Raw genomic sequence first — 25618 nt, forward strand, 5'->3', positions numbered from 1 at the left:
ATCATCCGGGACTTGGCCCGGAGACATCCCGGACGGTCCGGAATGCCTGTTTAACGATCCGTCCTGTCAGTCGATGACTGGCAGGGTCTCGAACTGGTGGAACGGCGGCGGGCTGGGCAGCGTCCATTCCAGCGTCGTTGCGCCTTCACCCCACGGATTGCCCTCCGCCTTCTTGCCGAAGGCCAGCGACCAGATCAGGTTGACGAAGAATATGAGCATGCCGGCGGCCATGATTTCATATCCATGGCTCGCGACCATGTTCCAGTATGCGAACGCTTCGGGATAATCGGGATAGCGACGCGGCATACCCGACAGGCCCAGGAAGTGCATCGGGAAGAACAGTACGTTCACGCCGATGAAGAACACCCAGAAGTGAAGCTGGCCGAGGAACTCGTTGTACATCTTGCCGGACATTTTAGGGAACCAGTAGTAGAATCCCGCGAACAGGCCGAACACCGCGCCGAGCGAAAGCACGTAATGGAAATGCGCCACGACATAATAGGTGTCGTGCAGCACATCGTCGACGCCGCCATTGGCCAGCACGACGCCGGTGACGCCGCCCACGGTGAAGAGGAAGATGAAGCCGAGCGCCCAGACCATCGGCGTCTTGAAGCTGATCGAGCCGCCCCAGATCGTCGCGATCCACGAGAAGATCTTGATGCCGGTCGGCACCGCGATGATCATGGTCGCGGCGGTGAAGTACATCTTCACGTTCACGCTCATGCCGGTGGTGAACATGTGGTGCGCCCACACGACGAAACCGACGACGCCGATCGCGACCATGGCGTAGGCCATGCCGAGATAGCCGAAGACCGGCTTGCGACTGAAGGTCGACACGATCTGGCTGACGATGCCGAAGCCGGGCAGGATCATGATGTACACTTCGGGATGGCCGAAGAACCAGAACAGATGCTGGTAAAGTTCAGGATCGCCACCGCCGGCCGCGTCATAGAAGGTAGTGCCGAAATTACGGTCGGTGAGCAGCATGGTGATCGCGGCGGCGAGAACCGGCAGCGCAAGCAGCAGAAGGAAGGCGGTGACCAGCACCGACCAGACGAACAGCGGCATCTTGTGCAGGGTCATGCCCGGCGCGCGCATATTGAGGATGGTGGTGATGAAGTTGATCGCGCCGAGGATCGACGAAGCGCCCGCGATATGGAGCGAGAGAATCGCCATGTCGACGGCCGGGCCGGCGGAACCGCTGGTCGAAAGCGGCGCGTAGACCGTCCAGCCCGTGCCCGCGCCGTTGCCGGTACCGCCGGGGACGAAAGTGCTCCCGAGCAGCAGGACGAAAGCGGGGATCAGCAGCCAGAAGCTGACATTGTTCATGCGCGGAAACGCCATGTCGGGCGCGCCGATCATGATCGGGACGAACCAGTTGCCAAAGCCGCCGATCATCGCGGGCATCACCATGAAGAACACCATGATGAGGCCGTGCGCGGTAATGAGCACGTTCCACAGATGATAGGCCTGGTCGAGCGTGGCCGTCGGGCCGTCGCTCCACTGCGCCCAGGTCTGGAGATACTGGATGCCCGGCTGCGCCAGTTCGGCGCGCATCAGGCCCGAAATCCCGCCGCCGATGATGCCGGCGATGATCGCGAAGATCAGATACAGGGTGCCGATGTCCTTGTGGTTGGTCGACATGAACCAACGCTGGAAGAAAGCCGGCTTATGATCGGCGTCATGATGATCATGGGCATGGTCGCCATGATGGTCTGCGGTAATGGTGGTCATGGCGTATCTGCCCTTACATCAAAGCTTGGCGGCGGGGGCGGCGGCGGGGGCCGCGGCCTGTGCGACGGGCGCGGCCGCACCGGGCAGCTTGCCGCCCTGCGAGAGCACCCACTGGTCGAATTGGGCCGGCGGCAGCGCTTCGACCGCGATCGGCATGAAGCCGTGGCGCGCGCCGCACAGTTCCGAACATTGGCCGTAATAGACGCCCGGCTTTTCGATCGTGAAGCTCTTCTCGTTCAGGCGGCCCGGCACGGCGTCCATCTTCACCCACAGCGACGGCACGGCGAAGCTGTGAATCACGTCTGCGCCGGTGATAATCAGCTTGATCGGACGGCCCGCCGGCAGAACCAGGCGATTGTCGGGCGAGAGCAGGTAAGGCTCGCCATTAGCCGCGGCCTTTTCTTTGGTCTGCATGTTCGACACGAATTCGGGAATGCCCGCGTCGGGATATTCATAGCCCCAATACCATTGATAGCCGGTCACCTTGACGGTCAGCGCATCTTTGGGCGCGGGCTTATACTGGTCCGCGAGCAGGCCGATCGACGGGATTGCGATGAGCAGCAGGATCACCACCGGCACCACGGTCCAGATCACTTCGATCAGCGTGTTGTGGGATGTCTTGGACGGAATGGGATTGGCGCTGCGGCGGAATTTCCACATCGCATAGAGCATCAGGATCAGCACGAAGATCGAGATCGCGAAGATGATAGGCACCAGCATCACGTCGTGCAGCCAGCGGCCGGTGTGGCCGGTCGCCGTGAACTGCTTTTGAAGCGTATATTCGCCCGGCATCGGCATGCCGATGCCCAATGTCGGCTTCATCCGGGGTGGCGCGGCAACCTTGGCGGCGGGCGCAGGTGCGACTGCAACCGCGGCGGGCGCAGCCGCATTCGCGCTTGATTCGGCCGGCGCGGCAATATTGCCGGGAGCGGTCGCTACAGCCGCGTTGTCCTGCGCCAGCACCTGACTGCCCATCGCCATTGCCGGCGCAAAGGCCAGCAAGCCGGCGAGAACGAGCGATTTCACCATCTTCATAAGCGTCTTCTTACCCCGTAACCCCTTGGCGCCGCTGCAACGAAGACGCGCGTCTGCGCGTCGCCCCCGCCCGGTCGGTCTGTCGCGGCTTATAGGCATGGTTTTTCGATGCCTCAAGCATGCTGGAGCAGATTTTCTTCGCTGTTGCAACGCAGGGCCCGCCCGCCTATCTCGCTTCGCGCGCACAGGGGCGCGAACGGGGGTGCCGGACGGCCCGAACCCCTTATGGCAGACGATCTGCGGCGGAGACAGCGCCGGGGCGCGACTTGGATCAGAACAAGATGACCGACGAAGACGTATTGGCGGATTTCAGGGCGGCAGGGGCGCTGCTCGAAGGGCATTTCATTCTGTCGTCGGGCCGCCGCAGCGCCAATTATCTGCAATGCGCGCGCGTGCTGATGAACGCCGAGCGGGCCGGGCGACTGGCCCGCGCCACCGTGCAGAAGCTGCCCCGCGAACTGCGCGCCGAGATCGACCTGGTCGTGTCGCCCGCGATGGGCGGCCTCATCATCGGGCATGAGATCGGCCGCGCGCTGGACAAGGACGCCGTCTTCCTGGAACGCCCCGAAGGTGTTTTCGAATTGCGCCGGGGATTTTCGATCGCGCCGGGCCAAAAAGTGTTGATGGTGGAGGATGTGGTCACGACCGGCCTGTCGTCGCGCCAGGCGATCGACGCGGTCGCGCGCGAGGGTGGCATCGTCATCGCCGAAGCGGCCCTCGTCGATCGGTCGGCGGGCGAAGTCGATCTGGGCGTGCCCTTCTATCCGCTCGTCAGCATCAACTTCCCCGTTTATGATGCAGATGAACTACCGCTGGAACTAGCGGCGGTGCCCGCTGAAAAGCCGGGCAGCCGGAAGGCCTGATGACCGCTCCCCTGCGCCTTGGGGTCAATATCGACCATGTCGCCACTATCCGCAACGCGCGTGGGGGGAGTCATCCCGATCCGGTCAAGGCGGCGCTCCTTGCCGCGAAGGCCGGGGCGGATGGCATTACCGCCCATCTGCGCGAGGACCGTCGCCATATTGGCGACGAGGATATCGCGACGCTTATGGCGGCGCTCACCGTGCCGCTCAATCTGGAAATGGCGGCGACCGACGAAATGCTGGAGATCGCGCTTCGCCATCGCCCCCATGCCGTGTGCCTTGTGCCCGAAAAGCGGGAGGAGCGGACGACCGAGGGCGGGCTCGACGCCGCCGGACAGGATAGTCGCCTCGCGCCGCTCATCGCGCGGCTGAACGATGCGGGGATCAGAGTGAGCCTGTTCATCGAACCCGATGCCCGGCAGGTGGACGCCGCGATCCGGTTGAATGCCCCCGTCGTCGAATTCCACGCGGGTCTCTATTCCGAACTGAACGGCGCGGCGCGCGCGGAGGAATTGCGCCGCATCGCCGACGCCGCCGCGCTGGCGACGAAGAACGGGATCGAGCCGCATGCTGGGCATGGGCTGACCTATGACAATGTCGGCCCCGTCGCGGCCATCCCCCAGCTGGCGGAACTCAATATCGGCCATTTCCTGATCGGCGAGGCGATCTTTGACGGGCTGGAGGGCGCCATCCGCGAGATGCGGCGCCAGATGGATCTGGCGCGGTGATCATCGGCCTCGGCTCCGACCTCTGCAATATCGAGCGGATCCAGCATTCGCTCGAGCGCTTTGGCGAGCGGTTCGAGCAGCGCGTGTTCACCGAGGTGGAGCGCGCCAAGGGAAACCGCCGGCCATTTACCAAGGCGGGAACGCTGGCGAAGCGCTTCGCGGCCAAGGAAGCCTTTTCCAAGGCGGTCGGAACCGGGTTTAAGGCAGGGGTGTTCATGCGCGATATCGGCGTCGTCAATTCGGCATCGGGCGCACCCACGCTGTTGCTAACCGGCGGCGCGCTCGCGCGACTGAAAATGCTGGTTCCTGCGGGTCACCGGCCGGCCATTCACCTGACGCTCACCGACGATCATCCATGGGCGCAAGCGTTCGTCATCATCGAGGCGCTGCCGGAATGACGGCGCCCTTTTCCGCCCGCCCTTCGACAGCGGGCATTGGCCCATGGCAGCAGCCGATATGACCGATCATCCTGCCCCCGTCGAAAATCCGGATGCGCTCGCCGCCGCGCAACTCGCGAAGCAGCAGGTCAACTGGGTGCAGGAGACGAGGAGCATCGTCCTGCTGATCCTGGCGGTGCTGGCGTTCCACAGCTTCGTCGCCAAGCCATTCTATATCCCCAGCGAATCGATGATGCCGGTTTTGCTGAAAGGCGACCGGCTGGTCGTGAGCAAATTTCCCTATGGCTGGTCCTATGTGTCGCCCAGCTTTCACCCCCTGCCCTTCCTGAAGGGTCGGCTGTTCGGGCATCTGCCCGATCGGGGCGACATCGTCATCGTGTCGCCGCAGAACCGGCGCGAAGATTATATCAAGCGGGTGATCGGCCTGCCGGGAGACATAGTGGAAGTGCGCGCCGGCCAAGTCATTCTGAACGGCGTCGCGGTGCCGCAAAAGACCCTTAAGCCGCTTCGCATCCCGGTAGACGGCAACGCCCCCTGCCCGGCGACCCAATTTCCGGGCGCGCGCGTCACGGACGCGGACGGCAGGGAGGTGTGCGAACTGCCGATCAGGCAGGAGGTGCTGCCCAATGGCAAAACCTATCTGACGATCGACATGGGCCCGAGCCAGCTCGACTGGTATGGTCCGGTGCGCGTCCCTGAAAATCATGTCTTCCTGATGGGCGACAATCGCGACAACAGCGCCGACAGCCGCGCGCCGCTGGAGGAAAATGGCCTCGGCGGCCCGGTGCCCTGGGAAGCTATCGGCGGGCGGGCGGAATTCATCACCTTCTCGCTCGATGGCGATGCCGGCTGGAATCCGCTGAGCTGGTTCCATTCGCTGCGTGGCGCGCGCGCGGGGAACAGCCTGCGCCCGGCCAGCGTTACACCGCCGAAATAAATTTCCAAGCGAGGCACGGGTGAACGACAGGCAGACGCATATCGAGGAACCCGGCCCCAGCGAGTTGCACAGCGCGCTCGTAGCGCATGAGATGAAGCGCGCGGGCGTGTGGATCGCGCTCGGCATAGCCGTTGCGCTGGTGGTCCTGCTGGCTCAGCCGATCCTGCTGATCATGGCCGCGCTGGTGCTGGCGACGATGATGGATGGCGGCACGCGTCTGGTCGGGCGAATCGCGCCGATCGGCCGGGGATGGCGGCTGACGATCGTCCTGCTCGCGGTGCTCGCCTTCCTCGTCTACACATTCTACCTGACCGGATCGAGCCTCGCCGCGCAAGCCCAGGCGATGCGCGTCATCGTCGAGACTCAGGTGACCCGCATCGGTGGCTGGCTTCAGCGGCTGGGCGTCTCCACCACGCCGGAGGATTTCAAGAACCTCGCGACCCAGGCGATGAGTTCGCTCGGGCGGGTGACCGCCGCTGTCGGCACGGTCGTGGGCATCATCACGAGCAGCGTCATGATGCTGGTGCTGGCGATCTTCATCGCGGTCGAACCCAAGCTGTACGAACGCGGCGTTGCCTGGATGCTGCCGATGAACAAACGCGTCAGCTTCTATGCCGTCGCCGACCGCATGGGATGGACGCTGCGACGGCTGATGTTCGGCCGGCTGATCGGCATGGCGGTGGAGGGTGTCGGCGTCTGGCTGCTGCTCTGGGCAGGCGGCGTGCCGATGGCCGCGCTGCTCGGCATACTGACCGGACTCTTCGCCTTCCTGCCCAATATCGGGGCCATCATTTCGGGCGTGCTTATCATTCTGGTCGGCTTTTCAGGCGGCACCAGCATCGGCCTCTACGCGCTCGGCGTCTATCTGGTGGTACAGATCGTCGATGGCTATCTGATCGTGCCGATGGTGGCCAAGCGCGCGACCGATCTGGCGCCCGCGCTGGTGCTGGGCGCGCAGATCCTGTTCGGTGCGCTGTTCGGGATCATGGGATTGTTCCTCGCCGACCCGATCGTCGCAATGATCAAGGTCTATCTGGAGGAGCGCTCGAAAGCGCTTGAGGCAGAGCGCGGAAGCATAATTGTGACTCAATCGACCGGCTGACGGATAAAAAAAGGGCCCATCATCGGGCCCTTTTCATTTGCGACAACGAGAAGGCTTAGCGGCCGGGCATGGGTGCCGGCGCGCCGCCCTGTTGCTGTTGCATCATCTGCTGCATCCGCATGATATCCGCCTTCGACTTGAAATCGTGCAGCAGAACATCGAACACCAGCACCGCATTCGCCGGGATGGGGCCAGCGGCCTGTTCGCCATAGCCAAGCTGCGGCGGAATCCACAGGCGATATTTGCCGCCCTTCTTCATCTTTTGCAGACCTTCGGAAAAGCCGGGGACCACGCCGTCGATGGGCATGGCCGTCTGCGGATTTTCATCGAAGGTCGTGCCGTCGAGCAGCGTGCCCTTATACCCGACGAGCGCGACATCGCTGGACGTCGGATTGGGACCCGCGCCGTCCTGAAGCACCTTGTACTGAAGGCCCGACGCGGTCGTGACGACACCGGCTTCCCTGGCGTTATGCGCAAGGAAACTCGCCGGCGACGGCTCGACGCCGCGCTGTCCCGCCCAGGCCAGGCCGCCGGCGGCGAGCGCCACGGCGGCAACGCCGATCCAGAGGCGAGTCAGCGACCCCCTGGCGATGGGTCGAAGGGGAACGGCCGTCGTGGACATGGCTAGGCGCCTCGATTGGAAGGTCGGATAAGGTCAGCAGGCGGGACGATGACGTTCGCAAGCTCGACAGCCCGAGCGGCAAGCGCCCCGGCGCGCTTCTTAACGAACGCCGTCGCGCTCGGCGCGCTTGCGCTCCAGCTTGCGCGCGCGGCGGATAGCAGCCGCCTTTTCACGCGCGCGCTTTTCCGATGGCTTCTCGTAATGACGGCGCAGCTTCATTTCGCGATACACGCCTTCGCGCTGCAACTTCTTCTTGAGCGCGCGCAAGGCCTGGTCGACATTGTTGTCGCGAACGATGATCTGCATAAGCCAGTTAATCTCCAGTCGAAAACGGGCGGTTCGCCGGGAGATCAATACCCCTGCCCGACGGGTCACCCGACAATATAAAGATGAGTCGTCGCAGGTCACCCTACGCCGTGTGGGGCGCGCCCTACCAGCAGAGTCGGCCAAGTTCAACCCAAAAGCCGCAACGCGCACCGGCGAGCACGCGAAACGCTATCTGGCACAGTCGCCGCCATTCTGACCGAGCAGGTCCGCCTGTCTGCGCACTTCCTGCGCGGCGGTCTGCGCCAGCCAGGCGCGTCGTTCCGCCTTGTCGGCATTCTCTTCCGCCAGCTTGCGCGCCGCCTGCGCCTCGTTGCGCTGTTGCACCGCCATGCGCGCATAAGTGACCGCCGCGATCGACAGGCCGGTCAGGACAAGGATCAGGAAGAAAGCGAAGGCGCCCAGGGCCGCCGCGATTCGTCGCGCCCTTCGCTGGTCCCGGCGGAACAGGGCGGCATAGGATGTGCCCAGCAAGCCCGCGATCAGCTTGAGCTTGACGATTCGCCGGTCGTTTTTCTGAAGGTCGGGCGCGAGCGGTTCGAGCGGCTGGCCGAGATCGAGCTCGCCCGCCGAATCGAGCGCAAAGAGCAGCGGCCGGGGAAAACATTCCTGATCGACATCGCCGGGCTTCCCCGAGGTGATGACCGCAAAGACCGGCGCATCAGGATTGAGCCGTTTGAAGGTACGGATTTCCTTGTCGACCCAGACCGAGCGGGCCGAGGCGGGCGAACACAGCACGATCAGCGCATCCGATCGCGCCAGCGCCCCTTCGAGCTTGGGCCCAAGCTCGGACGCGCCGGGCAGTTCGTCTTCGTCGCGGAACACCGGGCGAAGCCGCGCGGGAACGGGGCCACGATCCCCGGTCGTTCCGACGAGCGCCTTGGGCACGCGATATGTCTCGATCGCGCGATGGAGCCAGCGCGCGAAGGCGATGTCCGAATGGCTGTAACTGATGAACGCGGCAAAGCGTCCGGTGCCCGCGCCGCCGACAAGGTTAGTCAATTGTTTTTGCGCGAATCCTGCCAGCTCCACGCCGCCAGACAGGACTGGCTTTCCCAACGCCGCGGCTGTATCCACAGGAGCGGAAAATATCTTGCCGAGAGGGTTTGACATGAAGCGCACTATCCTAGTCGCAAGCCTGATGGCCGGCATGGCAGCGGGCAGTCCCACCAGCGGCGTCGCGCAAGCCCAGACCGGCACGGCCGCCCCACCGCAACCCGCGGCGCTCACCCCCGGTTCGGCCGATCTCTTCGCGCAGGCGATCGCCGCGCGACAGGTCGCCGACTTCGCCCGGCGCGAGCGCGATCCCTATGCGATGCTGACCGCCGCGCGGATGCTCAAGCAGGTGCCGGTGACCGAGGGCGAAGGCAGTGCTTCCGGGGAGGCAAGTTTCTCGCCGGACGGGCTGTTCGCGGAGGCAAAGGCGCTTGCGCGCGATGACCAGACATTGCTGTTGCAGATCCGCCTGTCGCAATCGGCTTCGGGCCGGGGCGTGATGGCGTCGGCGTTCGGCAAGGGGCTGGTGCGCCGCGTGCTCGACGTCAATCCGCGCAATGCCTATCGCTTCAACGTCACGGCCAAGGGCGGCGAGCCGCTGCGCATCGGCGCGATCGGCGATATCGGCACGAGCATGTATATCCGCCTGACCGACGTGTCGGGCAAGCAGCTGTGCCTCGACGATAATGCCGATTATGCGCCGGTCTGCGCGGTGACGCCGCGTGCGTCGGGCAGTTACCGCGTCGACATCGGCAACAAGAGCGCGTCGAGGAGCCGGACGGTCATATTGAGCAATTAGCGCATGTGCCGCCGGCATCGGATCAGTTCCCCGTGTAGAGTTCGCCGATCGACAGGCTCGCCTGTCCCGGCGATGCCGCCAGCAAATCCTTGATCGGCGCGACGAGACGGCCGACCGAGCGTTGATTTTCCGCCGTGCGCAACATCAGCCGGAATTCTTCGGGAGGATGCGGGGTGATGAGCGCGATGACATGATCGGTGCCATAGGGCGCGATCACCTGACTTTCGAGGATCGGCAGCGTCTGCCCCGGCTGGAGCTTCCCGTTCCCATCCGCCGGGACGGTCGGATAAAGCCGTTGCACGGTTCCATCGGAAGCCACGTTGAATATGGTCGCGAACCGCTCCCTCCCTGGTCCAGCCGGGGCGGATGACGAACCGAGCGCCAATGTCACCGGTGCGCCCGAGGCGTAACGCGCGCCATTTTCCAGCGGCCCGATCATGACGCGCGCCTGCTGTTCGGACAAAAGCGGGCGCAACGCTTCCATCGCCGCCCAATTGTCCATCACGCCGCGCACCTGCGACAGGGTTTTGACATTTTGCGCGACCATGTCGCCCGTCCGACGCAGCATGACCTGCTTGCCCGCGTCCCAGACGAAATCGGCGCCCTTGCCGTCGGTCAGGACCCGCCAGGGAAAGTCGCCGGTCACGGCCGCGCGCGCCTTGATGTCAGCGACATAGAGACCGGGGAGAAGCGGTGGCGCGGGTGGCCGGGGGGATGGCAGCACGGTCGCGAAAATGCCTTGCCCATCGCGACCCGCCGGGATGACCAGATTGCTTTCCTGTCGCTGGCCGCTGAGCGCGCGCACCTGAACATTGAGATACGCGCCAAGTTCGCCCACCGAAACGACCCCGTCCCCATTCTGGTCGGCCGCCCACGTCTTTCCGTTCGCGCCTACCGTGGTCATCCCCTGCTCGAAGGACCATGTCAGGAAACCGCGCGAGGGCGCGCCTTCGGCCGGCAGCGCATTTTCCCAGGCCACCTGATCGTCCTTGGCGGCACTCAGGTAAAAGAGGTTAGGCAGGTCTTCGCGCGTTGCCGCGATGCCGGCATTGTCAGCGCTGGCCAGCACGCTGGCGAAACGCGGTGCGGGACGGGAGGTCAGGGCGACATTGCGGCCCGCGAGCGTCAGACGCGGTGTCATGCCCATGGCGCGCGGATCGACCGAGCGGTGCATCGTGCCCGAATGGCAGGCGTCAGCCATCATCAACACCTGAACGTCGCGTGGGACATAGCGCGCGAGCCAATTGTAGAAATCCTTGTCGACGATGTAACGTTCGGGATCCTCATGGTCCGGATCGAAGCCGGGAAGCGGAAGAAACTGGTCGGTATCGCCGTCGCGCGTTCCCTTGACCGTGGCCTCGGCAAGAGCGCCATGGCCGGTATAGTAGAGAAAGATCCAGTCCCCGGGCTTGGCGCGCAGGCCGAGGGCGTGCAGCGCGGTCTCGACAGCGGTGCGACTGACGCCGTCGTTGCGCAGGACGGTCACATCGGTCGCTCCCTGGCCGCGGATGAGCGTTTCCATGGCTGCGAGGTCGTTTTCCGGGCCCGCCAAATCCATGATGAGGCTGGAATGGAACTTCCACGACCCGACCAGCAACGCCCGCGTCTCCGCACGCGCATAACCTGGGTCAAGGAATATTGTGACAAACGCTGTCAATACTGTGACCCAGAGACCACGCTGCCACTTCGACATATGGTTCTCCCACGCTTTTTTGTTGCCTGAACAATCATCAACCCATAATCTGATAAGCCTTGGATGAGCAATAACTATATCGTGACTCGGGGCGGACAGATGACAATCCAGCGACACCTGCTAGCTATTGTATCCCTAACGTTTTTGATGGCGACCGCGCCGTGCGTCCGGGCGCAGTCAGGCACCGGTTCGCCCCCTGCCGGGGATCAGACCGGCGGCGCAAGCGGCCGCGGCGTACGAATTATAGCGGCTGAAACCCCTTCGCCCGATCCCGTTGCAAAGCAGCAACAGACGCCGGTCCCCGCGCCGTCGGCCAACGCAATCAGGCCTGTGCCGGCGCCTGCCGCCAAACCGGCCTTGATGCCCTCGGTTCTGAAACCCTGCGACCGGCCCATCGCGAAGCCGGCCCTGCGCTTCGCCGATCCTGCCGGTTTCGACCGGCTGATGCGGGGCAAGCTGCGGGGCGGACGCGCCGTGGCGATCGACCTGGAAACGCCCTATCCGGTCAGCAATGAAGCGCCGGCGCCGCTGGGTGCATGGCTGAACGAAATCCAGAAGAGCGGCGGCATGATCACCGTCGCGCCCTATTGTCAGAAAGGCCGTGGATTTGGCGATTTTCTGACTCGGATCTTTGGCGGCGGCCCGGCCGAGCCTTATAAGGCGGCGCGCAAATATGACGCAGTCCTGCATGTCGATTCGATCGACCAGGTGGTGACGCAGCTGGAGTTCATACCGCGCCAGGCCGGTCGATGAGCAGCGCCTTTGTGCATTTCAGGCGGAAGCCTGGCCGTGCCTTGACCCTTCGGCAATATGCGATCGCGCTGCTGCTGGCCCTGATACTGGCAATGAGCGGGAATCCGGCGCGGGCGGCAGAAGAGCCGCGCCTCGCGCTGGTTATCGTCAATGGCGGTTATCAGTCGTTCGACAAGCTGCCTTCGACCTATACCGATGGCGACAAGATCGCGACGGCGCTCAATGCGACCGGCTTCGTCGACGCTTCGGGCGCCGGGCCGGTGCAGGTACGGCGCGACCTGACGCGTACGGCCATGCTGGAGGCGATCGCGCGATTCCGCGAGAAGCTGGCGGCTGCGGGTCCCAAAGCATTTGGAACGCTCTATTTCTCGGGCCATGGGGCGGCGCTCGGCAGCTATGGCGATGTCATGCTGCTCCCCGTGGACGCGGGCCGCGACGTCACCGCCGAAAGCGCCACCCTTACGCGCGCCACGCTGACCCGCAACCTGCTGGGGTCGGGTGCGAAGACCGTGCTGATCGTGCTCGACATGTGCCGCAACATACTGTCCGCGCCGCCGCCTTCGCTGACCCAGGTCATCGCCGAACAGACCGGCGTTGCGCAAGCCGCCGTCGGCGAGCTGGCGGGCAGCAAGGGCCTGCGCCGCATGGTCCGCGCCCCTGCCGCCGCGATCCGGCCCGATCAGGGTTATCTGGTCGCCTTTTCGACCAGCGCAGACCAGTTCGCCTTCGATGACGGGATATTTTCCAAGGTGCTGGCCGAAGAAATCCGCCGGCCGCAGCAGAATATCGCCGACGCGCTCAAGCGCGTGTCCGATCGCGTCGCCCTGTCGTCGGGCAAGAATTTTCAGAAACCGACCTTCGACTATGGGCTGCAAGGCGCGCCGCCCTGCTTCATCTCCTGCGACCGGACGTCCGGGGATCGATTCTATGACTGCGCCAATTGCCCCTGGATGCGCCCCATCCCCGCCGGCGCGACCCCGTTCGGTTCGCCCCGCACCGAAGCCGGGCGGGGCGGCGACGAGCCGGTGCAGGCTGATGTTCGCATCGATCATCCCTTCGCCATGGGCGTATATGAAGTCACCATCGCCGAATGGAGCGCCTGTGTGCGCGACAATGCCTGTCCGAAACTGGGCAACTGGGCCAAGGAAAATCCCAACCCGCTGATCCCCGCTACCGATATCAGCTATGAGGACGCGCAGGCGTTTCTCGCATGGATTTCGGTTCAGTCGGGTCGCGCCTATCGCCTTCCCACCGATCAGGAATGGGAATATGCGAGCCGCGCGGGCGCGCAGACGGCGTTCCCGTGGGGCGACGACATCAGTCCCGCGCTCGCCAATTATGATCATACGGCAAGCTATCGCGGCTCTGAAACCGCGCCCTATCGTGGCTATCCCGAAGTGGTGAACGGCTATCCGGCCAATGCCTTCGGCCTCAACCAGATGCAGGGCAATGTATGGGAATGGACGTCCGGCTGTACCGACACCTCCTGCCGGTCGCGGACCATTCGCGGCGGCTCCTTCCAGAGCGCGCCCGACGAATTGCGCTCGGCCAACCGGCTCACGATCGCGCCCAATAAAAGACGGCAGGACGCGGGCTTGCGGGTCGTGCGCGATCTGGAAGCGGACGAAATCGGCGGTGCGTCCTGACAAACAGGAGCGCCGGTCGAAATAAGCGATAAGTAGAAGACAGTAAAAGGGTGATATCATGAAGAGAATTTTTTCCGTTTCCGCGGTGCTGCTGGCGGCAGTGCCGTCCGTTGCCGGCGCCGCGCCTTATCTTGCGACCGTAGGCAGCCCCAACAGCCTGCAACATATCGCCGTCAACACCGCTCTCGACCTTAATCAGCTGGATGACGACGACGCCGACAGCGCCGAAGCGCCGGGCGATGCCGATACGATCGGCGGTGCGTTCAGCTATTGGGGATCGGCCGGCCAGGAAGGCCAGCGTTACGACCTGCGCTATCAAAAGGCGTTCCGTCCGTTCGAAGGCAGTCGCGCCCGCGTGCTGGTGGAGCCGGTGCTCAACTTCCTGCATGTCAATAATGGCAAGACGGCGACGATGGGCACGCTGTCGACCGGGGTCGAACTGCCGGTCCAGCCCAACTGGTTCATCACGCCGCGCGTCGCTTATGGCATCACCGATGCCGGCCCGTTTTTCGGTTCGACCAGCAGCGAAATCCTGACGGTATCGGCGACGAGCCGCTACAAGATCGCGCAGGTTGGCCGGGGCGACCTGACGATCGGCAACATGGTCGCATGGTCGACGACGACCGATATCGGGCTTGGCCGCAAGCCGGGCTTCTATCTCAAGGAAAATGTCTTCACCTTCCGCAACGGCCTTGCCTATCAGCTGCCGTTCAAGGGGCGGATGTTCGGCGGCCGCCAGGGTTCGCTGCGCATGAGCTATGTGTGGACCAAGCTGACCGACGACCCGCAGTCATACGAGAATGTGCATGAGGCGGGGATCAGCGTCGGCGTTCGCACGCGCGAGGCAGAGCAAAAGAACCGTTTCGAACAGATGCGGATCGGCCTGCTCTACACCCATGGGACGAGCAGTTTTTCGCATGACTTCGATTATGACGCAGTAACGCTGACGCTGGGCTATCGGTTCTAAAAAGATCAAAGCACAGACTATTTGAGGGGAAACGGGCATGGCGCGTCGCTTGGTCATATGGGCTTTCCCGTTGCTGCTGGCGCTGCCGGCGGCGCTGGTCGCGCAATCGCAAATGACGCAGGAGCCGGTTTTCATGACCGGCGCCGAGCCCGTTTCACCCCAGGATTATGCCAAACTGCCCAAACAGGGGCGGTTCCGCGCCTATCTGCCCAAGCGCATCGATCTGTCCGGCACCTATCCCCCGCCCGGATCGCAAGGCCCGCAGCCCAATTGCGTCGCCTGGGCCACGACCTATGCGGCGCGCACCTTCCTCAATTTCCGCGACAAGAATGTGCAGCCCGACAAGCCGTCGGAGCAGATGAGCCCCGCCTATGTCTATAACCGGCTGCGCAAGCCCGGGACGCCCTGCGCGGGGACGATCACCATCGTCCAGGCGCTCAATCTGCTGAAGAATGAGGGCTCCGTCACGCTCGCCGATTTCCCCGACGACATGACCAAATGTGCGATCCCCGCCGCCGACGCGTTGCGCGCGAAGGCGGGCGACTATCGCCTGCTCGACTGGCGCGCGATCGACCGGGAGACCAAGGACGACTGGCGCACGCCGATCATCCTCGATGACATCAAGGGCGCGCTCGCACGCGGCGCACCGGTGATCTTTGCCATGCCGGTGGCGGCCGACTTCAAGGCCTTCCGCGGCGATGGCGTCTATCATCGCGCCGAAAAGCCAGCCGCCAATTTTCACGCCATGGCGATCGTCGGTTATGATGAAGACCGTCAGGCGCTGCGCATCATGAACAGCTGGGGGCCTATCTGGGGCGACAAGGGCTATGCCTGGATCGACTATCCTACCTTCAAGCTGCTGGCAGGCGAAGCCTATTCGCTCGAAGCGCCGCTGGCGCCCGCGCCGACCGCCGGTCCGCCCTCGCCGCCCAAAACGGATGCGCAGCGCTTCACCGAAGCCCTGGCGACGCTGCCCTGCGGCGCGGTGACGGTGACGCCCTCGCGCAGCGGACAGACCATTACGGGCTTTTCCGGCGACAGCAATGCCGTCGCCGCGCTTCGCGATCTGGCGCTGAAAGCCGATCCGGCGACCCGATGGGACGTCAAATATCTGCCCTGGCCGCAATGCGAGGCGGCGCTGACACTGGCGGGTCCGCTCGCGCGGCCGGGCACGAAAATCGCGGCGCTGACGCAAACGGGCGAGGTCCGGCCGGGCGACCCGGTCGAAATGAAGGATAATGACATATTCGGCGTCACGGCGACCACCACCGCCGATCGCCCCTATATGAGCATCATCTATCTTCAAGCGGATGGCAGTGCGGTAGAGTTGCACCGCAGTAAGCCCGACAAGGATGGTAAAGGCCCGCGCAAGATCAGCATCGGGCTTAACAAGACGGAGCAGCGCTATGCGGTCGCCCCGCCCTATGGGCATGAACTGATCCTGGCTCTGGCGTCGCAGCGCCCGCTGTTCGCTGACGGCGAAGTGATCAACGGGACCGAACGGCAATTCCTGACGCGACTGCGGGCAAAGCTGGCAGCCAGCCCGGACGGCGTGTCGGCAGCCTTCGTCCGCCTGCACACCAGCAACTGACGGCGACGTCATGGTCAGCCATCCCGGCAAGGGGCGCAGGGGCCGCCTGAGACTGCCGCCGGTCGCGCCGATCGTGCGGTTCGGGGCAATGGCGATAGCGTTTCTGCTCGGCGTCGTCGGCTTCGCGCAGGCCTTTGCCGATGCGCATATCCCCATGACGCTGGCACAAAGCGCGTTGCGCGCCATTCGCCTGATCGTCGGCAATTTCCCCGAGGCGCTGGAGGGGCGCGACCTGCCGCTGACGTTGCAGATCGCCCGCTGGGCACTGCCCTTGCTGACATTCTGGTCGACGGTGGCGCTGGCATGGGAGCAATTGCGCAATCCGTTCCGCCTCGCCCTGATCCGCGCGCGCGGCGAGCATGTGGTGATCGCTGGTGACGAAGGAGATGCAGGCGGCTTAGCCGGGCGAGCCGCCATGAGCGAGCTTTCCGGGGGTCGGCGCGTGCTGCTGTGGCCGCAGGATCGCCGCGCTACCTGGGTGACCGACGCGCTCGAAGAGGGTGCGGCCGAGGTCGAACAGGGGGAGGTCGGTGCCACCGCCGACCAGATCGCGCTCGACAAGGCACGCGCGGTCCTGTTGCTGAGCCGGGACGCACGCACGAATATCGCGCTGGCCTCCGCCGTGTCCGCGCAGGCGGCAGCGAGGCGCCCGGCGGGCGATCCGATCGACATATTGCTGCGCGTCGACGATCTGGATCTTCGGCGCAGCGTCGAACAGCGGTTTGATCAGGGTGACCGCAAGACTGCGCGGGTCCGGCTGGTGTCCTTGCCGGACATCGCGGCGCGGCAATTGTCGCTCGCGCGGCCGATCGATGCGTTCGGCCGCAGCGGCGTGACCAGGCGGACGATATTGGTCCTGGGTTTTGCGCCGGTGGTCGAACGGTTCATCCTGCGGTCGCTGGCGGGCGGCCATTATCGCGATGGCGGCAAGCCGGATTTCTTCATTCTTGCCACGGGTGCGCGCGAGATCGAGGCAGGCTTTCGTTCGCGCCACCCGGCGGCGGACTCGCTGGCGCCGATATCGTTCGAGGAAGCCCGCAGCGAGCCGGCACTGGCCCCCGGCCTGATCGACGCATTCGTCGCCCGGCATGGCGAGCCGGTCGCCATCCTGATCGATCACCCCGACGATGATCGCGCGCTCGCGACCGCTCTGGCGATCGACGCGCATTATCGGGCGCTTGCGCGACCCGCACCGCCGATTCATGTGCGGATGGACGGCGTATATGACCGGCGGCTGGGCGCTGGAATCTTCAACTTCGGCGATCTGGCGGGCATGGCCGGCACCGACATGCTGTTGCAGGACCGCCACGATGCGCTCGCGCGGTCCATCCATGATTTTTATCTGGAGGGCCGTTTTGCCGAGGGTGAGCGGATCGGCGCGCGCGCTTCGATGCAGGAATGGGAGGATCTGGCCGAAAGTTTTCGCGACGACAACCGGCTGGTCGCCGACTGTTATCAGCTGAAATTGCGCGATATAGGCGCGCGGCTGGTGGACGGGTCGGGGCCGACGCTGACGCTGGACGCGGCCGAACTGGAGGAGATGTCGCGCGCCGAGCATGACCGCTGGATGGCGGCGAAGCTCGTGCAGGGGTGGAGCTATGGCCCGGTGCGCGACGATGGGCGGCGGATTCACCCGGACATCGTGCCCTATGACGATCTGAGCGAGGCGATCAAGGATCTGGATCGCGAGCAGGTGCGGATCATGACGCGGTTGCTCGCCGCCACCGGCAGGCGGGCGCTGCGTACGCTCACCCTCGCGCTTCGGCCGGGCGGCGACGCTTTGTCGCCGGACATGGCGCCCTTGCTGTCGGCGCTGGCAACCCACTATCCCGATCGCGTAGCGATCTTTCAGGGAGATTTCGCCGATTCGATGGCGCGGGCCGCACTGACCATCCTGCATGCGCAGGGGCAACTGATCCGGCTGACGCTCAGCGGCCATGCGCAATCGATCATCGATGCGCTGCCGGCGAACGAACAGGCCGCCGCCGTCGACCTGTTCCGCGACGCGGACCGGGTTCTGGCCATCGGTAATGAGGCCGAACCCGACACCGACCTGATGGTCATGCACGCTACAAGCGACGATCCCCGCGCCATAGTGCTGGACGCCGACGGGACGATCCGGCGCGCGCCGTGGGCGCGATGAGCGCCGCCCGGCGCGCGCTGGCCGGTGTGGGTGCGGGCACGTGGCTGATCGTTCGGGCGTTGCGGGGCATGGCCCGGCGAATCGTGGCCGGAGACATGCTGGCCGCGCGGCAACTGGGCGCGGCGGTGCCACTCTATATATGGGGGCCTTTATACACTTTGCTGCCGCTCGCCGCGCTGGCGGGCGTGATCGCGGGGATTGGCGCGGGCCGCCTGCTTGCAGTCTATAATGCCGAGATTCCGATATTGACGATGCTCGCCGGCACATTGGTGCGTGATGTCGTGCCGCTGCTGGTCGGGCTGTTCGCATCGGGCAGCATTTCGGTCGAACTGTCGTCAAGGCTCGGCGCGATGTCGCTCAACCGGGAGATCGACGCGCTGGAGGCGTTGGGACGCGATCCGGTGGAACATGCGCTGGGTCCATCGGTCGTCGCGGTCATGCTCTCGACGCCGATCCACATGCTGCTTGCCGGGCTGGTGGCGCTGACCGCCTGTGGCCTGCCGCTGCGCCTGTCGGCCAATATCGCCTGGCGCGCCTGGATGGGCTTCGCCTTTTCTCATGCCGCCGCCAGCGCGATGCTGACGGGCATGGCGAAAGTGCTGCTTTACACGCTGATCGCCTTTGCGGTCGGCAGCGCGATCGGCGCGAAACCGGTGCGATCACCGGGCGATATCGGAAGGCGCGCGACCACCGCCTTCACCGCCGGGCTGCTCGGCATATTCACCGCCGCCGCGCTGTGGACGGCGCTGCTGTGAGCGCGCTGCTCCGCTTCGAGGCGGTCAGCCTCGTGGTCGGCGGGGTGCGGCTGTTCGACGCGCTCGATCTGACGCTGGAAACGGGAGCGCGCACCGCGATCGTCGGCGACAGCGGATCGGGCAAGAGCTGGGTCCAGCGCCTCGCGATCGGGCTGACCGCGCCGACCAGCGGGAGGGTACAGCTGATGGATCAGGCGCTGGATATACTCGATCAGGAGGAGCGCCGCCTGCTGCGCGCGCGCTGCGGCCTCGTCATGCAGGGCGGCTCCCTGCTCGGCGATCTGAGCATCGAGGATAATATGCGCCTCGCCATGGGCGCCACATCCGTGCGCAACACGCGGTCTGCGCGGCGGATCGACCGGCTGTTGATGGAGTTCGGGCTGGAGCAGAATGCATCTGTCCTGGCCGGCGCGCTGTCGGTGGGCGAGCGGCGGCGCGCCGAACTGGCGCGCGCCTTTGCGCGCGATCCGGACCTGCTGATCCTGGACGAGCCGTTCGAGGGCGCGTTCGCCCGGTCGGAGGGGCTGGAGGCACAGGTCAGGCGACGCATCATACCCCAGGGCCGGTCGCTGCTTTTGCTGACGCAGGATGCCGGCCTCGCCCGCCGGTTGTGCGAAAGCGTCTATCGGCTGGAGCGCGGACGGCTCGTTCAGCAGGGCGCGGGGGTGACGGCGCCGGTCGCGGCATCCTGAACGAAGGCGGCGACAGCCTGCTCGACGGCTTCGCGGAAGGCCGTAGCGCGCACCGATCCGCTGGCCGACCCGATCGGGCGGGTCGCGCAGTAGCGGCCGGCCCAGATCGCTTTACCCTGCGCCACCTGCGTCACGTCGAAGGCGACGATGGCGCGCGCCGCTCCGCCCCCCGTCTCCTCTTCGAAGCGGTCGAGTACCGCGACCACGCGCCGGTCGGCCGCCAGCGCGAGATCGGGTCCGGCCACTGTGGCGAACCGGCCGCGCAGCCCGGCGACGAGTGCGCGGGCCAGCACCGCCGGGGGCGGTTCTTCCCAGAACAAGGTTGCCGCCTGCCGGATTTCGCCAGGCGCGGCGGCGTCGACATAGGCATAGCGCAAGGCGCCGGTCATCCCGCGCGCCTGCACCGGCGCAACCACCAGGGACGGCGCCGGCGACGGGCGAACGGTGGCAATGCCAAAATGCGGCGAAAGGCGCATTGTGACTGGCTGATCGCCACCCTTCAGGGCCGCGCAACCGGGCAGCGCGAGCAGGATCATCAACCAGATATGCTTCATTTCGACTCTCCGGGCGCGGGCGGATCGGCATAACGCTGTCCCCGGATCGCATAAGTGGGATCGCCGGCGAGGCGCTCGCTGAGCGATCCCAGGCTGGCGCTCGTGCGTTCCAGATTGGCGCTCGTCGCGACCAGCGAAGCCGATGCGCCCTCCAGTATCATGCGCACTTCGCCCGCGCTGGTCTTGCCCTCGGCAAGAAGGCCTGAAATGCTCGCCTGATTCTGCGCCACCAGCGCCTGCGTCTCGCGCAATATGCCGTTGAGCGAGGCGACGTCGACCTCGGAAGCGCGGCCCGTCACCTTGCGCACATTGGCGAGGGTCAGCGCGATGTCGCCCTTGCCCGGCACGAAGCTGCGGTCGAGCTGGCCACTGAGCGAATTGAGCGCGGCGAGCGTTTGAGTAGCGTTGCGCGCGACCTGCGCCATGTCGACGGCGCTCGCGCCCTTGCCACCGCCGCCCTGAAGCATCGCCTGCAATCGCTGGGCCATGCCATTGGCCGCCTTGGCCACGGCAGCGGCTTCGCCAACGGCGGCCGACGCCGTTTCGAACAGGTCGGCGGGGCGGCGGCACCCCGCTATGGTCTGCGCATCGGCCGCCCCCGCCACGCCTGGCACGGACTCGCAGCCATAGGCGCGGCGCGCGAGCATGCACTGCGCCGCCGGGGTTTCGAGCGCGACCAGCTCAATATGCGGTGACGTAAAGGGGTTGGCCGAAGACACGGTCGCGAAGGAGCAGGCCGAGGGCAGCCATTTGCGCTGAACGCCAAGGCGCACGGCAAAGGTGCGACTGGGGGCATCGAGATCGATCGACCGGACCTCGCCGATCGGCGCGCCCCTGAAATAGACCTGAACCCCCGGCGATACCCCGGCGACGTCATCGAATGTCGTAGCGATGACGCGCTGCTGGAAAAAGGGATCGGGCACGAGCGCCAGCACCGCGACGACCGCGACGGCCACGATCGCGGTTCCTACTCCCCATCTGATCTGCGTCTTCGGATCCGGCGTCATGGCCTGTTCCCCCGGCCATGACCACAGCCCCGACGGCCGCACTTGTCAAGAGCCTTGGCCTTGATGAAGATCAGCTTCTGTCCCAGGCACCGAAATGCGCGTGAAAACCGATGCATAAGAGGCTTGCCCGACGCCGAACTTTTGCTCATTAGGCCATCATGTACCGGCTTCGTCCCGAACGATCGCTGCTGATGCTCCTGCTTGCTTTCGGGGTGGTGATCGCCGCCGTGGGCGGCACCGTCTGGCTATATGTCAGCCAGCAGAACGGCATCCGCTGGGTCAATCACACCTTGCAGGTCGAAAGCCGTCTGTCAGGCATTCTGTCTAGCGTCCAAGCCGCCGAGAGCGGTCAGCGCGGTTATATGCTGACCCGGCAGCAGCCGTTTCTCGCGCCGTTCGAAGACACGAAATCGAGGTGGCGCGCCGATCTGGCCCGGCTGCATGCGGATGTGAGCGACAATGATGTGCAGCGGCGCGCCGTCGAACGGCTCGGGCAGATGATCGACCGCCGCCTCGCCCTGCTGCAAGCCGGCGTCGATCGCCGCGCGCGGGGCGAAACCATCGCGCCGGAAGGATTTCGTCCCGGCCTGGTCGCGATGGCGCAGTTGCGCGCCCATGTCGCGGCGATGAAGGCGCGCGAGGAACAATTGCTGCGCGACCGCAGCCTGACCGCAAGCAGGCTGAGCAACATGGTGTCGATCGGCCTTGCGATCAGTACCGCGCTTATCATCCTTCTGGGCCTTATGGCCTTGCAGACCGCACGGCGGCGCATGGCGGAGGCGATCGCCAGTCAGCAGGCACTGGCCGAAGCCAATAGCCGGCTGCTAACCGAGGCGACCGAGCGCGAAGCCGCCGAGGCGCAAATGCGCCAGATGCAGAAGATGGAATCGATCGGCCAGCTGACCGGCGGCATTGCCCATGATTTCAACAATATGCTGGCGATCGTCATTGGCTCGCTCGACATGGCGCGCCGGAGACTGACTCCGGGCGGCGACCCGCGGATCGTGACCGGTATCGACAATGCGGCGGAAGGCGCGCAGCGGGCGGCGCAACTGACGGCCCGATTACTCGCCTTTTCCCGGCAGCAGCCGCTCGATCCGCAGCCGACCGACGTGAATAAGCTGGTCGGCGGCATGTCCGAACTGCTGCGCCGGACCATCGGCGAAGGGGTTCGGGTCGAGACCGTGCTCGCAGGTGGCCTGTGGCGTGCCAGCATCGATGCGGGGCAGCTGGAAAGCGCGATCATCAACCTGTGCGTCAACGCGCGGGACGCGATGCCTGGCGGCGGCAGGCTGACGATCGAGACCGCCAACGCCCATCTCGACGACGCCTATGCCGCTACGCATAATGAAGTGTCGGCCGGGCAATATGTCGTCGTTTCCGTTTCGGACAGCGGCACCGGCATGCCCCCCGATGTCGTCGATCGCGCATTCGATCCATTTTTCACTACCAAGGGCGTGGGCAAGGGCACGGGCCTAGGCCTGAGCCAGGTGTTCGGCTTCGTCAAACAGTCGAACGGCCATGTGAAAATCTATTCGGAGCCCGGACAGGGCACGATCATCAAAGTCTATCTGCCGCGCCATTATGGCGAAGAGGCCGGCATCGGCTATAGCACGCCGACGGTCGCCAGCCTGCCCCGTGCGCAGGGCGAGGAAATCATCCTCGTCGTCGAGGATGAGGACCGGGTCCGTCACATGTCGGTCGATGCGCTGCGCGAGCTTGGCTATACGATTGTCCAGGCGTCGGACGGCGAACAGGCGCTGGGCCTGCTGACAATCCAGCCACGCATCGACCTGTTGTTCACCGACGTCATCATGCCCGGCATCACCGGCAAGGTTCTGGCGGACCGGGCGCGCGAGGGGCGGCCGGACCTCAAGGTGCTTTACACCACAGGCTATACGCGCAATGCGATCGTCCATAACGGGATGCTCGACCCGGGCGTCGCTTTCCTGGCCAAGCCGTTCACGCTGGACCAGCTGGCGATCAAGGTGCGGCAGGTGCTGGACGAGGCGCAGGTTTCCGACCCGCTATGATCGAAGTTGTAGACGAGTGGTCATGAAGATCATATCATGAACAAATGGCGTCCCTCTCTACTCGTGAAAAGCTGACCGTCCTCGCCGACGCGGCCAAATATGACGCATCCTGTGCGTCGTCCGGCACAACGAAGCGCGACAGCCGCAAGGGGGGGATCGGCTCGACAGAGGGGATGGGCATTTGCCATTCCTATGCGCCCGACGGACGATGCATATCCCTGCTCAAGATTCTGTTGACCAACAGCTGCATCTTCGATTGCCATTATTGCATCAATCGTCGGTCGAGCGATGTCCGCCGGGCGCGCTTTTCCGTGCGCGAAGTCGTGGACCTGACGCTCGATTTCTATCGCCGCAACTATATCGAGGGGCTGTTTCTGTCGTCCGGGATCATCCGGTCGTCCGATTATACGATGGAACAGATGGTCGCCGTGGCGCGCGCTCTGCGCGAAGACCATGGGTTTCGCGGCTATATCCACCTCAAGACCATTCCCGACGCCGACCCTGAACTGGCGCGGCAGGCGGGGCTGTTCGCAGATCGGCTGTCGATCAATGTCGAGCTGCCGACCGAACAGGGGCTCAAGACGCTGGCCCCGGAGAAGAATGGCGGGCGGATCGAAAGCGCGATGGCACAAACGCGGGCGAGCATCGTGGATATGGGCGACGCGCGCAAACGGTACAAACACGCACCCCGCTTTGCCCCCGCCGGACAGTCGACCCAGATGATCGTCGGCGCGGACGGGGCAGACGACCGCGCGATCATCGCGCGCGCCAGTTCCCTATATGATCGCCACGGGTTGCGGCGCGTCTATTACAGCGCCTTTTCGCCCATCCCGTCCCCCAGCGCCGTCCTGCCCCTCAAACGCCCTCCCCTGCTGCGCGAACATCGGCTTTATCAGTCGGACTGGATGATGCGCTTCTATGGCTATTCGGCGACAGACATCGCCAGCGCGACCGATCCGCTGTCGGGCTGCCTGCCGCTCGATATCGACCCGAAGCTGGCCTGGGCGCTAAACCATCGCGATATATTCCCTGTCGACGTCAATCGCGCGCCGCGCGAAATGCTGCTGAAAGTGCCGGGTCTCGGTGTCAAGGCGGTGGGACGGATCATCACCAGTCGACGGCATAGACGATTGCGGCTGGAGGATGTCGCGCGGCTCAGTTCTTCGGTCGTCAAGCTGCGCCCCTTCCTGATCGCCAGCGACTGGCGGCCGGTGGAAATGGCGGATCGGGCGGACCTGCGGACGCGTCTGGCGCCCAAGGCGGAACAGCTCGATCTTTTCGCTTGAGCGCGCGCGGTTGCGGGTTGATCCCGGCGGCCCTTCGTGAGATTCCGTTGCGCAGTTTCAACACAGGAAGCGAAAAGCTTGGCGACGTCGTTCGATGACAGCGCGACCCGCGGGAAGCGGGCAGGATTTGCAAAGCGGATCAGCACCCATTTGGCGCTGGCGCTGGTGTCGTTCTGCCTGATGCAGATTTTCATCGTCGGCAGGATGGGCGGCTCGCTGGTCCTGCATCTGGGGATCATCATAGCCATTGGCGGTTTCGCTATCGTCGCGCGCCACCTGGAACGGCGTTGGGTCATGCTCGACCGGAGCGGTTTGTCGCGCGAGGGGTTGAGGCTTCGGTTTCGCCGCGATGTGCTCCAGCTATGGTGCGGCAGCCTGCTCGGGGCATTGCTGTGGATTCCGGTCGCGATGATCTTTCACGCGCTTTTCGGCTGAGCGCCGGAGCCAATCCCCGCCCGCCTCGTTTTGCCTGCATTCGCCAACAGGAGAACAGGCATGGCCGAGGCCACGATTTTCGATCGACTGAAACAGGATCATGACGCGCACCGGCAGCTGTTCGCCAAGATGGACGAGGCGGCGAGCGACTCCGACCGGCTGAAGAAGCTGTTCGAGCAGTTCAGGATCGAAGTCACCGCCCACGCCGCCGCCGAAGAAGAGACCCTGTACGCGACGATGCTGTCCCGGCCCGACCTGCGCGAGGATGCGCAGCATAGCGTGTCGGAGCATAAGGAGATCGACGATTATTTCGAGGAGCTGGGCGAACTGGAATTCGCCGCTGCGGAATGGCGGACGACCTTCGACAAGCTCAAGCACCGTTACCTCCACCATATCGAGGAGGAGGAGGAAGAGATGTTCCCCGATGCGGCCAAGGAACTGACCGATGAGGAAGAGGTGAAGCTCGCGGCGCTGTTTGCCAAGCGCAAGCCCGATGAACTGGAACGCCCCGAACAGGCGGGCTGA

General features: G+C 64.8%; 25 protein-coding genes. 17 read left to right on the forward strand and 8 right to left on the reverse strand.

Going from position 1 to position 25618, the window contains the following annotated elements:
• Window positions 1-66 precede the first annotated feature (66 nt).
• Window positions 67-1734 carry a cytochrome c oxidase subunit I gene (ctaD, locus tag WG907_RS08820; RefSeq protein WP_340232374.1) on the reverse strand — a complete coding sequence of 556 codons (1668 nt, stop codon included), beginning with the start codon at window positions 1732-1734 and terminating at the stop codon, window positions 67-69.
• A gap of 18 nt (window positions 1735-1752) precedes the next feature.
• Window positions 1753-2769, reverse strand: coding sequence for a cytochrome c oxidase subunit II (gene coxB / locus WG907_RS08825; RefSeq protein WP_340232375.1), 1017 nt, complete (start codon window positions 2767-2769; stop codon window positions 1753-1755).
• 281 nt (window positions 2770-3050) lie between these two features.
• Between coxB and pyrE the strand changes: the two genes are divergently transcribed.
• Genes pyrE through WG907_RS08850 form a run of 5 tightly spaced genes read left to right on the forward strand, consistent with a single transcriptional unit; the run spans window position 3051 to window position 6797 of the window.
• Window positions 3051-3632, forward strand: a complete 582-nt coding sequence (gene pyrE, locus WG907_RS08830) for an orotate phosphoribosyltransferase (RefSeq protein ID WP_340232376.1) — start codon at window positions 3051-3053, stop codon at window positions 3630-3632.
• Window positions 3632-4360 carry a pyridoxine 5'-phosphate synthase gene (locus WG907_RS08835; protein ID WP_340232377.1) on the forward strand — a complete coding sequence of 243 codons (729 nt, stop codon included), beginning with the start codon at window positions 3632-3634 and terminating at the stop codon, window positions 4358-4360. The genes pyrE and WG907_RS08835 overlap by 1 nt, the downstream gene beginning before the upstream one ends.
• A complete protein-coding gene (gene acpS, locus WG907_RS08840; RefSeq protein ID WP_340232378.1) occupies window positions 4357-4758 on the forward strand; it encodes a holo-ACP synthase in 402 nt (133 codons plus the stop codon). Before WG907_RS08835 ends, acpS begins: the two co-directional genes overlap by 4 nt.
• A 43-nt stretch (window positions 4759-4801) precedes the next feature.
• Window positions 4802-5695 carry a signal peptidase I gene (gene lepB / locus WG907_RS08845; protein WP_340232379.1) on the forward strand — a complete coding sequence of 298 codons (894 nt, stop codon included), beginning with the start codon at window positions 4802-4804 and terminating at the stop codon, window positions 5693-5695.
• A 19-nt stretch (window positions 5696-5714) separates the two neighbouring features.
• The gene (locus tag WG907_RS08850; RefSeq protein WP_340232380.1) at window positions 5715-6797 is read left to right on the forward strand and encodes an AI-2E family transporter; all 1083 of its coding nucleotides are present in this window, start codon (window positions 5715-5717) and stop codon (window positions 6795-6797) included.
• A 55-nt stretch (window positions 6798-6852) separates the two neighbouring features.
• Here WG907_RS08850 and WG907_RS08855 read toward each other — a convergent pair whose 3' ends face one another.
• The 3 genes from WG907_RS08855 to WG907_RS08865 form a co-directional block, all read right to left on the reverse strand.
• Entirely contained in the window at window positions 6853-7419 is a 567-nt protein-coding gene (locus WG907_RS08855) for an FKBP-type peptidyl-prolyl cis-trans isomerase (RefSeq protein WP_340232381.1), read from the reverse strand.
• Between the two features lie 99 nt (window positions 7420-7518).
• Window positions 7519-7725, reverse strand: coding sequence for a 30S ribosomal protein S21 (gene rpsU, locus WG907_RS08860; protein ID WP_184069128.1), 207 nt, complete (start codon window positions 7723-7725; stop codon window positions 7519-7521).
• 189 nt (window positions 7726-7914) lie between these two features.
• Window positions 7915-8856 carry a toll/interleukin-1 receptor domain-containing protein gene (locus WG907_RS08865; protein ID WP_340232382.1) on the reverse strand — a complete coding sequence of 314 codons (942 nt, stop codon included), beginning with the start codon at window positions 8854-8856 and terminating at the stop codon, window positions 7915-7917.
• Between WG907_RS08865 and WG907_RS08870 the strand changes: the two genes are divergently transcribed.
• Window positions 8855-9538, forward strand: coding sequence for a hypothetical protein (locus WG907_RS08870; RefSeq protein WP_340232383.1), 684 nt, complete (start codon window positions 8855-8857; stop codon window positions 9536-9538). The two genes, WG907_RS08865 and WG907_RS08870, sit on opposite strands and share 2 nt — an antisense overlap.
• A 22-nt stretch (window positions 9539-9560) precedes the next feature.
• Here WG907_RS08870 and WG907_RS08875 read toward each other — a convergent pair whose 3' ends face one another.
• Window positions 9561-11231 (reverse strand): caspase family protein, encoded by a 1671-nt coding sequence (locus tag WG907_RS08875; protein WP_340232384.1) that lies wholly within the window; start codon window positions 11229-11231, stop codon window positions 9561-9563.
• Window positions 11232-11591: 360 nt separating this feature from the next.
• On the opposite strand from WG907_RS08875, the gene WG907_RS08880 reads away from it, so the two are divergent.
• Genes WG907_RS08880 through WG907_RS08910 form a run of 7 tightly spaced genes read left to right on the forward strand, consistent with a single transcriptional unit; the run spans window position 11592 to window position 19778 of the window.
• The gene (locus tag WG907_RS08880) at window positions 11592-11984 is read left to right on the forward strand and encodes a hypothetical protein (protein WP_340232385.1); all 393 of its coding nucleotides are present in this window, start codon (window positions 11592-11594) and stop codon (window positions 11982-11984) included.
• A gap of 41 nt (window positions 11985-12025) precedes the next feature.
• The gene (locus WG907_RS08885) at window positions 12026-13630 is read left to right on the forward strand and encodes an SUMF1/EgtB/PvdO family nonheme iron enzyme (RefSeq protein ID WP_340232386.1); all 1605 of its coding nucleotides are present in this window, start codon (window positions 12026-12028) and stop codon (window positions 13628-13630) included.
• A 58-nt stretch (window positions 13631-13688) separates the two neighbouring features.
• Window positions 13689-14597: a hypothetical protein gene (locus WG907_RS08890; RefSeq protein ID WP_340232387.1), complete on the forward strand. Its 909-nt coding sequence runs from the start codon at window positions 13689-13691 to the stop codon at window positions 14595-14597.
• A gap of 37 nt (window positions 14598-14634) precedes the next feature.
• Window positions 14635-16188, forward strand: a complete 1554-nt coding sequence (locus tag WG907_RS08895; RefSeq protein ID WP_340232388.1) for a C1 family peptidase — start codon at window positions 14635-14637, stop codon at window positions 16186-16188.
• A 10-nt stretch (window positions 16189-16198) separates the two neighbouring features.
• The gene (locus tag WG907_RS08900; protein WP_340232389.1) at window positions 16199-18331 is read left to right on the forward strand and encodes a RyR domain-containing protein; all 2133 of its coding nucleotides are present in this window, start codon (window positions 16199-16201) and stop codon (window positions 18329-18331) included.
• The gene (locus WG907_RS08905) at window positions 18328-19086 is read left to right on the forward strand and encodes an ABC transporter permease (protein ID WP_340232497.1); all 759 of its coding nucleotides are present in this window, start codon (window positions 18328-18330) and stop codon (window positions 19084-19086) included. The genes WG907_RS08900 and WG907_RS08905 overlap by 4 nt, the downstream gene beginning before the upstream one ends.
• Window positions 19083-19778 (forward strand): ATP-binding cassette domain-containing protein, encoded by a 696-nt coding sequence (locus tag WG907_RS08910; RefSeq protein ID WP_340232390.1) that lies wholly within the window; start codon window positions 19083-19085, stop codon window positions 19776-19778. The genes WG907_RS08905 and WG907_RS08910 overlap by 4 nt, the downstream gene beginning before the upstream one ends.
• Here the strand turns inward: WG907_RS08910 and WG907_RS08915 are convergent.
• Together WG907_RS08915 and WG907_RS08920 are read right to left on the reverse strand one after the other, a co-directional pair.
• Complete coding sequence (locus tag WG907_RS08915) at window positions 19736-20332, reverse strand: ABC-type transport auxiliary lipoprotein family protein (protein WP_340232391.1); 597 nt, start codon at window positions 20330-20332, stop codon at window positions 19736-19738. The genes WG907_RS08910 and WG907_RS08915 overlap by 43 nt on opposite strands.
• A complete protein-coding gene (locus tag WG907_RS08920) occupies window positions 20329-21339 on the reverse strand; it encodes an MlaD family protein (RefSeq protein WP_340232392.1) in 1011 nt (336 codons plus the stop codon). Before WG907_RS08920 ends, WG907_RS08915 begins: the two co-directional genes overlap by 4 nt.
• Before the next feature lie 158 nt (window positions 21340-21497).
• Here WG907_RS08920 and WG907_RS08925 point away from each other — a divergent pair, with 158 nt between their 5' ends.
• The 4 genes from WG907_RS08925 to WG907_RS08940 all read left to right on the forward strand — a co-directional run bounded on the left by WG907_RS08925 (window position 21498) and on the right by WG907_RS08940 (window position 25618).
• The gene (locus WG907_RS08925) at window positions 21498-23372 is read left to right on the forward strand and encodes a CHASE3 domain-containing protein (RefSeq protein WP_340232393.1); all 1875 of its coding nucleotides are present in this window, start codon (window positions 21498-21500) and stop codon (window positions 23370-23372) included.
• Window positions 23373-23416: 44 nt separating this feature from the next.
• A complete protein-coding gene (locus WG907_RS08930; protein ID WP_340232394.1) occupies window positions 23417-24658 on the forward strand; it encodes a putative DNA modification/repair radical SAM protein in 1242 nt (413 codons plus the stop codon).
• Window positions 24659-24736: 78 nt separating this feature from the next.
• Window positions 24737-25093: a hypothetical protein gene (locus WG907_RS08935; RefSeq protein WP_340232395.1), complete on the forward strand. Its 357-nt coding sequence runs from the start codon at window positions 24737-24739 to the stop codon at window positions 25091-25093.
• Window positions 25094-25153: 60 nt separating this feature from the next.
• Window positions 25154-25618 carry a hemerythrin domain-containing protein gene (locus WG907_RS08940; protein ID WP_340232396.1) on the forward strand — a complete coding sequence of 155 codons (465 nt, stop codon included), beginning with the start codon at window positions 25154-25156 and terminating at the stop codon, window positions 25616-25618.

It is taken from the genome of Sphingobium fluminis (assembly GCF_037723805.1).
Taxonomy (GTDB): Bacteria; Pseudomonadota; Alphaproteobacteria; order Sphingomonadales; family Sphingomonadaceae; genus Sphingobium.

Coding starts and splice junctions, on each gene's coding strand:
- ctaD (WP_340232374.1), bottom strand. CDS start 1,734: ATGACCACCATTACCGCAGACCATCATGGCGACCATGCCCATGATCAT.
- coxB (WP_340232375.1), bottom strand. CDS start 2,769: ATGAAGATGGTGAAATCGCTCGTTCTCGCCGGCTTGCTGGCCTTTGCG.
- pyrE (WP_340232376.1), top strand. CDS start 3,051: ATGACCGACGAAGACGTATTGGCGGATTTCAGGGCGGCAGGGGCGCTG.
- WG907_RS08835 (WP_340232377.1), top strand. CDS start 3,632: ATGACCGCTCCCCTGCGCCTTGGGGTCAATATCGACCATGTCGCCACT.
- lepB (WP_340232379.1), top strand. CDS start 4,802: ATGGCAGCAGCCGATATGACCGATCATCCTGCCCCCGTCGAAAATCCG.
- WG907_RS08855 (WP_340232381.1), bottom strand. CDS start 7,419: ATGTCCACGACGGCCGTTCCCCTTCGACCCATCGCCAGGGGGTCGCTG.
- rpsU (WP_184069128.1), bottom strand. CDS start 7,725: ATGCAGATCATCGTTCGCGACAACAATGTCGACCAGGCCTTGCGCGCG.
- WG907_RS08870 (WP_340232383.1), top strand. CDS start 8,855: ATGAAGCGCACTATCCTAGTCGCAAGCCTGATGGCCGGCATGGCAGCG.
- WG907_RS08865 (WP_340232382.1), bottom strand. CDS start 8,856: ATGTCAAACCCTCTCGGCAAGATATTTTCCGCTCCTGTGGATACAGCC.
- WG907_RS08875 (WP_340232384.1), bottom strand. CDS start 11,231: ATGTCGAAGTGGCAGCGTGGTCTCTGGGTCACAGTATTGACAGCGTTT.
- WG907_RS08880 (WP_340232385.1), top strand. CDS start 11,592: ATGCCCTCGGTTCTGAAACCCTGCGACCGGCCCATCGCGAAGCCGGCC.
- WG907_RS08890 (WP_340232387.1), top strand. CDS start 13,689: ATGAAGAGAATTTTTTCCGTTTCCGCGGTGCTGCTGGCGGCAGTGCCG.
- WG907_RS08895 (WP_340232388.1), top strand. CDS start 14,635: ATGGCGCGTCGCTTGGTCATATGGGCTTTCCCGTTGCTGCTGGCGCTG.
- WG907_RS08900 (WP_340232389.1), top strand. CDS start 16,199: ATGGTCAGCCATCCCGGCAAGGGGCGCAGGGGCCGCCTGAGACTGCCG.
- WG907_RS08905 (WP_340232497.1), top strand. CDS start 18,328: ATGAGCGCCGCCCGGCGCGCGCTGGCCGGTGTGGGTGCGGGCACGTGG.
- WG907_RS08915 (WP_340232391.1), bottom strand. CDS start 20,332: ATGAAGCATATCTGGTTGATGATCCTGCTCGCGCTGCCCGGTTGCGCG.
- WG907_RS08920 (WP_340232392.1), bottom strand. CDS start 21,339: ATGACGCCGGATCCGAAGACGCAGATCAGATGGGGAGTAGGAACCGCG.
- WG907_RS08925 (WP_340232393.1), top strand. CDS start 21,498: ATGTACCGGCTTCGTCCCGAACGATCGCTGCTGATGCTCCTGCTTGCT.
- WG907_RS08930 (WP_340232394.1), top strand. CDS start 23,417: ATGGCGTCCCTCTCTACTCGTGAAAAGCTGACCGTCCTCGCCGACGCG.
- WG907_RS08940 (WP_340232396.1), top strand. CDS start 25,154: ATGGCCGAGGCCACGATTTTCGATCGACTGAAACAGGATCATGACGCG.